The sequence below is a fragment of the Streptomyces xiaopingdaonensis genome (assembly GCF_000262345.1).
Lineage (GTDB): Bacteria > Actinomycetota > Actinomycetes > Streptomycetales > Streptomycetaceae > Streptomyces > Streptomyces xiaopingdaonensis.
Window position 1 is genome coordinate 38,082 of sequence record NZ_AJTQ01000374.1, and the last position, 9,777, is coordinate 47,858.

General features: G+C 71.9%; 11 protein-coding genes. 8 read left to right on the plus strand and 3 right to left on the minus strand.

The window, feature by feature from the left end:
* Nucleotides 1-82: 82 nt before the first annotated feature.
* The 3 genes from UWG_RS31305 to UWG_RS0129020 all read left to right on the plus strand — a co-directional run bounded on the left by UWG_RS31305 (nt 83) and on the right by UWG_RS0129020 (nt 4,008).
* A complete protein-coding gene (locus tag UWG_RS31305) occupies nt 83-1,240 on the plus strand; it encodes an SGNH/GDSL hydrolase family protein (RefSeq protein ID WP_016910704.1) in 1,158 nt (385 codons plus the stop codon).
* Nucleotides 1,241-1,427: 187 nt separating this feature from the next.
* Nucleotides 1,428-2,648, plus strand: coding sequence for an acetyl-CoA C-acetyltransferase (locus UWG_RS0129015; protein WP_016910705.1), 1,221 nt, complete (start codon nt 1,428-1,430; stop codon nt 2,646-2,648).
* 289 nt (nt 2,649-2,937) lie between these two features.
* Nucleotides 2,938-4,008 (plus strand): hypothetical protein, encoded by a 1,071-nt coding sequence (locus UWG_RS0129020; protein WP_016910706.1) that lies wholly within the window; start codon nt 2,938-2,940, stop codon nt 4,006-4,008.
* 16 nt (nt 4,009-4,024) lie between these two features.
* On the opposite strand, the gene UWG_RS0129025 is transcribed toward UWG_RS0129020, so the two are convergent.
* Complete coding sequence (locus UWG_RS0129025; RefSeq protein WP_016910707.1) at nt 4,025-4,375, minus strand: hypothetical protein; 351 nt, start codon at nt 4,373-4,375, stop codon at nt 4,025-4,027.
* A 97-nt stretch (nt 4,376-4,472) separates the two neighbouring features.
* On the opposite strand from UWG_RS0129025, the gene UWG_RS0129030 reads away from it, so the two are divergent.
* Complete coding sequence (locus tag UWG_RS0129030; protein WP_016910708.1) at nt 4,473-4,709, plus strand: DUF4287 domain-containing protein; 237 nt, start codon at nt 4,473-4,475, stop codon at nt 4,707-4,709.
* A 238-nt stretch (nt 4,710-4,947) separates the two neighbouring features.
* On the opposite strand, the gene UWG_RS0129035 is transcribed toward UWG_RS0129030, so the two are convergent.
* On the minus strand, nt 4,948-5,784 hold the full coding sequence (locus tag UWG_RS0129035; protein WP_016910709.1) for a Bax inhibitor-1/YccA family protein: 837 nt from the start codon (nt 5,782-5,784) through the stop codon (nt 4,948-4,950).
* Between the two features lie 246 nt (nt 5,785-6,030).
* Nucleotides 6,031-7,254 (minus strand): beta-ketoacyl-[acyl-carrier-protein] synthase family protein, encoded by a 1,224-nt coding sequence (locus tag UWG_RS0129040; protein ID WP_016910710.1) that lies wholly within the window; start codon nt 7,252-7,254, stop codon nt 6,031-6,033.
* A 263-nt stretch (nt 7,255-7,517) separates the two neighbouring features.
* Between UWG_RS0129040 and UWG_RS0129045 the strand changes: the two genes are divergently transcribed.
* The 4 genes from UWG_RS0129045 to UWG_RS34410 all read left to right on the plus strand — a co-directional run.
* Nucleotides 7,518-8,024 carry a glutathione peroxidase gene (locus tag UWG_RS0129045; protein WP_016910711.1) on the plus strand — a complete coding sequence of 169 codons (507 nt, stop codon included), beginning with the start codon at nt 7,518-7,520 and terminating at the stop codon, nt 8,022-8,024.
* Nucleotides 8,025-8,281: 257 nt separating this feature from the next.
* Entirely contained in the window at nt 8,282-8,788 is a 507-nt protein-coding gene (locus UWG_RS34185; protein ID WP_337459964.1) for a helix-turn-helix domain-containing protein, read from the plus strand.
* 74 nt (nt 8,789-8,862) lie between these two features.
* Nucleotides 8,863-9,513 (plus strand): hypothetical protein, encoded by a 651-nt coding sequence (locus UWG_RS34190; protein WP_337459965.1) that lies wholly within the window; start codon nt 8,863-8,865, stop codon nt 9,511-9,513.
* A gap of 95 nt (nt 9,514-9,608) precedes the next feature.
* Nucleotides 9,609-9,777: DUF7848 domain-containing protein (locus tag UWG_RS34410; RefSeq protein ID WP_474773927.1), on the plus strand; the 169-nt coding region annotated here is incomplete at its 3' end.

The window sequence follows — 9,777 nt, forward strand, 5'->3', positions numbered from 1 at the left end:
CCCACGAGAGCCGCGCCCGGGCTCCCTCACACGAGAGAGTCGACCCACACGCACACGCGGGAGGCGGACCAGCAAAATGCCGATGTCGAAGGCGGCGAGCGCCAGAGTGGCCCGGCGGATCGCAACCGCCGCTGCCTACGGAAGCGGCGGCCTCGGGCTGCTCGGAGGAGCCGCCGTGGGCCTGCTCTTCACCGAGGTGCAGCTCGCCAAACGAAAGGTCGGCGGCACCGTCGGTGAACCACCACCGTCCGACGGACGGTACGGAGCCGCCTTCACGGAACGCTCAACGCCCTTGCGGCCGCTGCAACTTGCCTTCCTCGGCGACTCGACTGCCGCGGGCCTCGGAGTCCACCACGCACGGCACACGCCGGGCGGCCGGCTCGCCTCGGCGCTCGCCGCAGTCGCGGAGCGCCCCGTGGAGCTGCAGAACGTCGCGCTCTCCGGCGCCCAGTCCGACGACCTCGAACGCCAGGTCACCATGGTGCTCGGCGCCCGCGAGGCAGGCGCCGCGCCCGACGTGTGCGTCGTCATCATCGGCGCCAACGACGTCACCCACCGGATGCCGCCCGCCCGTTCGGTGCGGCACCTCTCCGACGCGGTGGCGAGACTCCGCACCGCCGGGTGCGAAGTGATCGTCGGCACCTGCCCCGACCTCGGCACGATCGAGCCGGTCGGACAGCCGCTGCGCTGGATCGCGCGGCGGCTGTCGCGTCAGTTGGCGGCGGCGCAGACGATCGCGGTCGTCGAGGAGGGCGGTCGCACCGTCTCGCTGAGCGACCTGCTCGGCCCGGAGTTCGCCGCCAACCCCGACGAACTGTTCGGCCCCGACAACTACCACCCTTCGACGGAGGGTTACGCCACCGCGGCCATGGCCGTGCTCCCCACGCTCTGCGCCGCGCTCGGCCTCTGGCCGACGGAGGACGAGCACCCGGTCGCGTCGCGGCGCGAGGGCATCCTGCCCGTCGCGCGCGCGGCAGCCGAGGCGGCTGCCGAAGGCGGCACGGAGGTCGCCGGCGTGCGCGGGCCCTGGGCGCTGCTCAAGCACAGGCGGCGTCGGCGGCTGCCCCCGCCGGAGGACGTCGGCGTGGAGCACACCCGCGCGCCGGAGTCCGCCGAGCCTCCCGCGCGCGGCGAGGCACCCGCCTCGCGACGCGCCCCCGGTGAGCCCGGGGCGACCGGGACGCCGGAGCGGACGGAGGAGCTGGGGGACGCCAACTCCCGCTCGGGCGGCACGGGTTGACGCTCCGCGCCGGACGACAGGACTGCCGCGCGCAGGCCGTCCGTACCGCCCGCCACCCACAGAGCGCTCGCTTAGAAAGAGGCGGGCATCACACGCCTCCGACCGTGACCGGCACGCTACGTGCGGGTAGCTTCCCGCTTGAGACCGCCGTCCCCGCGCGCCGAAACGCGTACCCACAGGAGCCGTGATGCCCGAAGCCGTCATCGTGTCCGCCGCCCGCTCGCCGATCGGCCGGGCCTTCAAGGGGTCGCTGAAGGACGTGCGCCCCGACGACCTCACCGCGGAGATCGTCCGTACCGCGCTCGCCAAGGTCCCCGAGCTCGACCCGCGGCAGATCGACGACCTGATGCTCGGCTGCGGCCTCCCCGGCGGCGAGCAGGGGCACAACCTCGGCCGCGTCGTCGCCGTCCAGCTCGGCATGGACCAACTGCCGGGGTGCACGGTCACCCGCTACTGCTCCTCCTCGCTCCAGACGAGCCGCATGGCGATGCACGCGATCAAGGCGGGCGAGGGCGACGTCTTCGTCTCGGCCGGCGTCGAGACCGTCTCGCGCCAGGTCAACGGCAGCTCCGACGGCATGCCCGGCACCCACAACCCGCTCTTCGCCGAGGCCGAGGCCCGCACCGCGGCCGTCGCGGAGCAGGGTGCGGAGAACTGGACCGACCCGCGCGATGACGGCAAGGTCCCCGACGTCTACCTCGCGATGGGCCAGACCGCGGAGAACCTCGCCCGGCACAAGGGCGTCAGCCGCCGGGAGATGGACGAGTTCGGCGTCCGCTCGCAGAACCTCGCGGAGAAGGCGCTCGCCGACGGCTTCTGGGAGCGCGAGATCACCCCGGTCACCACGCCGGACGGCACGGTGGTGAGCAAGGACGACGGGCCCCGCGCCGGGGTCACGCTGGAAGGGGTCGAGGGCCTGAAGCCGGTCTTCCGTCCCGACGGCCGCGTCACGGCGGGCAACTGCTGCCCGCTCAACGACGGTGCGGCGGCGCTGGTGATCATGTCGGACACCAAGGCACGGGAGCTGGGGCTCACGCCGCTCGCGCGGATCGTCTCGACGGGCGTCTCGGGGCTCTCCCCCGAGATCATGGGCTACGGCCCCGTCGAGGCGAGCAGACAGGCGCTCTCCCGCGCCGGGATGTCGGTCTCCGACATCGACCTGGTGGAGATCAACGAGGCGTTCGCGGCGCAGGTGATCCCCTCCTACCAGGACCTCGGCATCGACCTCGACAAGCTCAACGTCAACGGCGGCGCCATCGCCGTCGGCCACCCCTTCGGCATGACGGGCGCACGGATCACGACGACGCTCCTCAACTCCCTCCAGTGGCACGACAAGCAGTTCGGCCTGGAGACGATGTGCGTCGGCGGCGGCCAGGGCATGGCGATGGTGCTGGAGCGCCTGAGCTGAACGGCTCCGCACCGGAGGCTTCCGTGCCGCGTCACCGCGCCCGCCCGCCGTCCCGCGGGCGGGCGCGGTGTGTGTCCGCGGTGATACACGGGCGAGACCGAAGCGGCCCCAGGATGTGACATATCCCCGAAGTGCCCCGTGTTTCACCAGGTCACAGCGGTGACCCGGGCACGGCCGACAACCGCCACCTGTCCCTTTGGGTCCGGTTTGCTCTACGGTCGAAGAGCTTTGAGGAGACAGCTTGTTGTAGGAATTCAGGGGGAGTAGGACCGGAACCGGGAGTACGTCAGTGAGCGCCATATCCCTCAGCCTGCTGTGCGCCGCGGCTGGAACCACGGCCCTGGGCTGTGCCACCGCCTACACGGCCTACGCGGTCCGCGACCTGCGCCGGCAGGTGGCGTCGCTCCACACCCGCCTCGACGAGGCGCTGCGGACCGAGCCCTCCGTCCCGGAAGCCCGGGACGGCCACGCACACGAGATCCGCGCCGCCGTCAGCGAGGCCCTCACCCACGAGCGGGAGCGCGAGCTCGCCGAGGCCCGCGCCTTCTGGGCCGCGCGCGAGGCCCGCTGCGTCGACGACGGGGAGACCCTCGAAGGCCACGGCACCGAGTACGTCGTCGCGCCCGGGGTCCCCGAGTACGACGGCCTGCGGGACGACGAAGAGACGTTCGACGGTGAGCTGTTCATCCCCCGCCAGTCGGGCCCCGAGGGCCCGTGCCCCGCCGACGACCTCCCGTCCCTCGACGGCCTCTGGTCCCCGCTCCCCGACGAGGACGCCCGTGCCGACGGGGCCGCCGTCTTCGGTGCCTCGGAGCCCCCGCCGTCCGAGGAGCCCGCAGCTCCCCGCGACGACGCCGGCGCGCAGGCCGAGTCGGAGTCCGAGGAACAGCCCGCGGCCGACCCGGCGCTCACCTCGGCGGAGCCCGAGGAAGCCCTCGACGCGGAGCCGCCCGAGCTCGCCGCGGCCCGCCGCAGGCACCCGTCCAACCGCGACTACGACCTGCGCGGCGACGCCGTGCGCGCGGAGCCGGCGCCGCAGGCACCGGCTCCGGCCGTCGGGGAGCACCAGCGGACCGTCGAGCGCCTCGCCGAACTCGCCTGCGCACGGACGCCGTTGGCCGACGTGCGCCCGGGACCGCTGGGCACCCTCGACGTCTACGTCTTCGAGGACGGCACGACGGTCTGCCTCTCGCCCGGCCACCGCGAGACGAGCGAGCGCCTCGCCGCGGCGCTCGACCGCGGCGAGGCGCCGTACCTCCTCGGCGGCTCCAGCGTCTCCGGTGCCTACGCGCTCACCTTCGCCTTCGGCGAGGACGGGACGGCGTACCTGCTCGCCGACCGCGTCATCGCCTCCCTCTGAGCCCCGGCCGCGCCGCTCAACGCACCCGCCGCGCCGCCTCCTCGACGAGGCGCAGCGCTTCGTCCAGCTCCCGCTCCCGCTCGACCGGGGGCGCGTGCTCGTCGCCCGGGGTGTGCGCGGCGGCGAGCGCGACCACCAAGTCGGCGCCCGCGACGGCGAGTTGGTCACCGACGGGGAAGACGCCGGCATCGGGCATGTGCGCGGGCTCGACGCCGGGGAACTCGATCCGCTGTGCACGCAGCGCCAACTCCTCCGCCAGCGCCCGGCCTTCGGCAGCGGCGCCCCGCTCCAGTCTGCTCTGCGGCATCGCACGCAGCCGGTCGGCGAGGTGCTCCACGGCGGTGGTCAGTTCAGCGGTGTCGAACACGGCTCAAGCGTACGAGGGACTCGCGGACTGTTGCCAACGCCTCCGGGCTCAGGCAACGTGTCCGCAAGGACTCACTGGAAAGCGTCCGGAGGCGCCGATGTCCCAGATCATCTCCGAAGAGACCCACCAGAACCTCCTCTCCCGCATCCCCCACTGCACCGGCCGCGAGGTCTCGGAGTGGCTCCGCACCGTCGACGAAGGCCCCGCCCTCTTCCGCTTCGAGGAGAAGGTGAGTTGGCTCCGCGGTGAACACAACCTCGCCTACGGGCACGCAAAGGCGATCATCCACGAACACGACCTGCGCCGCGCCGCACGCAACCTCCGACTGAGCTGAGACGGGCCGCCGGCGCCGAGCCGGCCGGAGCAGGCACTCCACGGTCCGGCAACGGAAGCCGAGCGCACAACAAGCCCCCGAGGCATCGCCTCGGGGGCTCTTCCGTGCTCGCGCCGCACATGCGACGTCGCCGCCGCGCCCCTGGGACGGGGAGCGGCGGCGACGATGCGCAACAACGCGGACGGGCCCGGGTCCGCCGTGCCGCCCGCCGTCCCCGGCGGTGCGGCACGGCGGCCGGTCAGTCGCCGCCTTGGAGGATCGCGATCAGGCGGAGGAACTCCATGTAGATCCAGACGAGGGTCATCGTCAGACCGAAGGCCGCCAGCCAGGACTCCTCACGCGGGGCGCCGTACGCGACGCCGTCCTCGACCTGCTTGAAGTCGAGCGCGAGGAAGAGCGCGCCGAGGCAGATGCCGACGATCCCGAAGAGGATGCCGAGGCCGCCGCTGCGGAAGCCGAGCCCGTCACCGCCGCCGAAGACGGCGAAGAGCAGGTTCACGCCCATCAGGAGCACGAAGCCGATCGCGGCCGCCATGACGAAGCGGTAGAAGCGCTGCGTGACGCGGATGATGCGCGTCTTGTACATGATGAGCACGGCGGTGAAGACCGCCATGGTGCCCAACACCGCCTGCATCGCGGCGCCGTTGGCGATCTGGCTGTCGATGAAGCTGCTGATCGCACCGAGGAAGAGGCCCTCGAACGCGGCGTAGGCCAGGATCAGCGGGGGCGACGCCTTGCGCTTGAACGCCTGGACGAAGCCGAGGACCATCGCCACGAGCCCGGCGCCGATGGCGAGGCCGAGGGAGAGGTCCGTGATCCAGGCGACGGCCGCCATCACGACGACGAGGCCGACGGTCATGCCCGTCCGCGTCACGACGTCGTCGATGGTCATGCGGCCGGTCTGCTGCGGGGCCTGCGGGACGCCGTACGGCTGGCCTGCGGTCTGCGGCTGGGCGTAGGGGTTGTTCGCGTACGGGTTGCCGGGGACGGGCTGCTGCTGCGCGCCCTGGAATCCGGCGTAGCCGTTTTCGCGGCTGAACCCCCGTCGCGAGAAGACCGGGTTGCTGCTCCTCATCTCACTCCTCCATGGCCGTACCGCACGGCCTTGCGTCCAGCGTAATGCGTTGGCAAAAACAGCACGCTACTGCAGAGTCAAGAACGAAGAAAAGGGACGCGATCGTTCCCCGCGCGCCAACGCTCTTCCGGGCCTGGGATTTTCCGGACAGATCGCCGCGGTGATTCCCGTCACGCCCCGCCCTTTCTGCCTCCGGGCCGCCCCGCCGTGTCCCCCGTCCGGCGGCCGCGCGCATGGCCGCATCCGTCAGGCGCGGGCGAGGACGAGGGCGGCGTTCTGCCCGCCGAAACCGAAGGAGTTGCTCAGCGCGACCTCCACGCGCTGCTCCCTCGCGACCTTGGTGACGAGGTCGATCTCCAGCTCCGGGTCGGCCGCGTCCACGTTGGCCGTCGGGGGGACGAGGCCGTACTGGAGGGTGAGGACCGTGAGAGCGGCTTCGACGGCGCCGGCCGCGCCGAGCGGGTGTCCGAGCGAGCCCTTCGCCGAGGTCGTGCTCGGCAGTTGGGGGAAGACGCGGGCGAGCAGCGCCGCCTCGGCGGCGTCGCCGACGGGGGTGGAGGTGCCGTGCGCGTTGACGTGGTCGACGTCGGCCGCTGTGACGCCGGCCGAGGCGAGGGCCTCGCGCACCGCCGCTTCGGCCACGCGGCCCTCGGGGCTCGGCGTCGTCGGGTGGTGCGCGTCGGTGCTCGTGCCTGCGCCCGCAAGGAGGGCGCGCGGGGTCGCGCCGCGGGCGCGGGCGTGCTCCAGCCGCTCCAGCACGAGGACGCCCGCGCCCTCGCCGAGGACGAAGCCGTCCCGATCGGCAGCGAACGGGCGGGAGGCGGCGGCCGGTTCGGAGGCACGGCGGGAGAGCGCGCCGACGCGCTGGAACCCGGCGGCGACGAGCGGCGTGACTGCCGCCTCGGCCCCGCCCGCGAGGACGACGTCGCAGGCACCGGCGAGGAGCCACTCGCGTGCCGTCGCGAGAGCCGTGCCCCCCGAGGCGCACGCCGTGCAGACGGCCATGCCCGGGCCGCGTGCGTCGAGCGCGATCGCCACCTCGCCCGCCGGCATGTTCGGCATCACCATCGGCAGCAGCGCGGCGCTCACCGCGCGAGGCCCGTCGCTGAGGAACTTGCGGTGCTGCGTCTCCCAGGTCTGCGCGCCGCCGAGGCTGGTGCCGAGGACGACGCCGACGCGCGCCGCGTCCCAACCCCCCGGCTCCAGACCGGCGTCTGCGCCGGCGGCCTCGGCCGCCGAGATCGCGAGCTGACTGCACCGGTCGAGGCGCCAGCGCCTGCGCCGGCCGTACTCCGAAGTGAGGTGCAGGTCGGGGACGCGGCAGCTGAAGCCGGCGGGCAGCTCGGCGAGGAGCGGGTCGGTCACCGCCGTCTGCTCCCCTGCGCAGACGCCGCGCCAGGTCTCCTCCACGTCGACCCCCGCGGGGCTGAGCACGCCCAGGCCCGTCACCGCGACCGCGCCGGCCGTCATCCGCGCACCCCCGCGCGGACCCGCCCGACGCGCTCCCCGCTCGGGACCGCGGGAGAACCTTCTTCCGTGCTCAATCGACCCAACTCCTCGACGGACTACGCCTGTACCCGGCGCTGCACCGTGCCGGAACCCCCCATCCTGATAGCGGTGTGTGAGCAGCCACAAACCGAGGGCGAGCAATTCACCCGTACGCGTAAGGGAGTTGCGGGCCCGCAACCCCGGGCGCGCCCCGTCCGGGAAGCAGCGGGACTACGATCCGGGGCATGCCTGACAACTCCGCACCGTCCGTCCACGAAGTCGAACTGAACGCGCTCACCGGCGGCAGCGCCGACCTCGCCCAGTACGCGGGCAAGGCGCTGCTGATCGTCAACGTCGCCTCCAAGTGCGGCCTCACACCGCAGTACACGGGCCTGGAGCAGCTCCAGCAGCGGTACGCCGACCGCGGCTTCTCCGTGCTCGGCGTCCCCTGCAACCAGTTCATGGGCCAGGAGCCCGGGAGCCACGAGGAGATCGCGGAGTTCTGCTCCGCCACGTACGGCGCCACCTTCCCGATGACGGAGAAGGTCGACGTCAACGGCGAGACCCGCCACCCGCTCTACGAGCGCCTCACCCCGTTCGCCGACGCCGAGGGATACTCCGGGGACATCCGTTGGAACTTCGAAAAGTTCGTGATCTCCCCCGAGGGCACGGTGGTGGCCCGCTTCTCCCCGCAGACCGAACCGGAGTCGGCCGAGGTGACGGCTGCTGTCGAGGGGCAGTTGCCGGGGTGACGAACAGCGCCTGACGTGCAGGTGTGCGCGGTCGCAACGGCTGCAGGAGGCAACGGGAGCTGCTCACAGGATCGCTGTCGGCGGCGGCACCCGTTGTCTTCGTCTTCACCCGGAATAACGCACCTCTTCCTTGCCCCCTCACCGGTGGGCCACGGCCTTCCGCCGACGTGTGCGCCACCACGGGCACCAGCCGTGCGCTGCTGACGAGTTGGCCGTCCGGCGCCACGGGCCACGTACGCTGACGGTGGGGTGATTCCATGTCACTGTCTGAGAACGTCCGTAACCATCGACGCCGCGCGGGGCTGGGGCAGGAGCAACTGGCCGAGGAAGCAGGCGTCTCGGTCGGGGTGGTACGGAAGGTCGAGCAGGGCGGCAACGTGCGGGTGGAGACGCTGCACGCGTTGGCCCGTGCGCTCGGCACCACCACTTCGAGCCTGTTCGCCACCGGAGTGCCCGAGCCTGACCGGGGCGGCGAGGGCGACGACATCCGGTTGCTGGAGTTGCGTCGCGCGCTCATGCCGCCGGTCGGGCTCGCGGAGAACCGAACAACTCCTCGTGAAGCCAAAGGAGTTGAGGCGATCCAACGGGAGATCGAGGACTCGCACAGTCTCTACCACGCCGACCGCTACGACTCCGTGGCGAAGAAACTCCCCGGAATTCTTCGGTCCCTCGAAGCCGCAGTGAGCGTCAGCGAGGACGACGACGCTCGCCGTAAGGCCCTCGGTGCGCGCTCCCAGGCGTTCTCCTCGCGGGGAAGTACCTGACGCAGGTGCGGCGGTACGACCTCGCTTGTCACGCCCTCTCGCAAGGGATTAGGGGCGCCCGCGAGACAGGTCGCATGCTCGCCGCGGCCACGGGCGTGGTCGGATTGAGCTGGCTGCTCCTGCGTCAGGACCGCTTCGACGAGTGCGAGCAACTGGCCGCGACCACGGCGGCCGAGGTCGAGCCGCGTCTCTCCTCCGCCAGTCCGGGCCAACTCGCGGTGTGGGGCGAGCTTCTGCAACGCGTAGCGTCCGCGGCCATGCGCAACAACCGTCCGCAAGTCGCCCGCGAGGCACGACGCATGACGGCGACGGCTGCGAGCGCCCTCAATACGGAACACGTCGACTTCAGGGAGCACTGGACGACGTTCGGCCCCGTCACGGCGGAGACGAAAGCGATCGAGGACCTCTCCTTGATCGGAGACGCCCGCGGCGTGCTCCGCAGGACGGACGACGGCCCCGTGGGACACAAGGCCCTGAAACGCTTCGGTCATCCGAGCCGGAACAACTGGGACCGACACCGTCTCGACGTCGCACGCGCACACGCGACGCTGGGTTCGCACCAGGACGCCATGGACGAACTCAGCACCGTGCGCCGCACTTCTCCCGAGTGGCTCAGGCATCAGCGGATGGCCCGCTACATCATGTCGGACATCCTGGCCCACCGTAAACGCACATTGACACAGGAGATGCGCACCATGGCCTGTCACCTGGGTGTCTCGGGCTGACTGCCACGTTTCGTAGCAGTGGGAACGCGTTGGCTCCGGAACTGCCATGAAGCGTGTACGGAGCGGGCGATAGATCGGCCATAGCGTCCTGGTCCATGACGAGCACGGAACGGACGCATCAATACGTACACTGTCGTGAGCCCAACCTCCATTGCGGCAACAGGCTTTCGCGGTTTCGTGAGTACACCGTCACGCCGGACACCGAGCCGGACGCCGTACCGCACTCGTACGCGATGCAGTGCGCCGTCTGCTCCGAGACGGGAC

Bases quoted from the DNA above. Each gene is read 5' to 3' on its own strand.
- UWG_RS34190 (WP_337459965.1), top strand. From the start codon at position 8,863: ATGCTCGCCGCGGCCACGGGCGTGGTCGGATTGAGCTGGCTGCTCCTG.
- UWG_RS0129030 (WP_016910708.1), top strand. From the start codon at position 4,473: ATGTCCCAGATCATCTCCGAAGAGACCCACCAGAACCTCCTCTCCCGC.
- UWG_RS0129035 (WP_016910709.1), bottom strand. From the start codon at position 5,784: ATGAGGAGCAGCAACCCGGTCTTCTCGCGACGGGGGTTCAGCCGCGAA.
- UWG_RS0129045 (WP_016910711.1), top strand. From the start codon at position 7,518: ATGCCTGACAACTCCGCACCGTCCGTCCACGAAGTCGAACTGAACGCG.
- UWG_RS34185 (WP_337459964.1), top strand. From the start codon at position 8,282: ATGTCACTGTCTGAGAACGTCCGTAACCATCGACGCCGCGCGGGGCTG.
- UWG_RS0129015 (WP_016910705.1), top strand. From the start codon at position 1,428: ATGCCCGAAGCCGTCATCGTGTCCGCCGCCCGCTCGCCGATCGGCCGG.
- UWG_RS0129040 (WP_016910710.1), bottom strand. From the start codon at position 7,254: ATGACGGCCGGCGCGGTCGCGGTGACGGGCCTGGGCGTGCTCAGCCCC.
- UWG_RS31305 (WP_016910704.1), top strand. From the start codon at position 83: ATGTCGAAGGCGGCGAGCGCCAGAGTGGCCCGGCGGATCGCAACCGCC.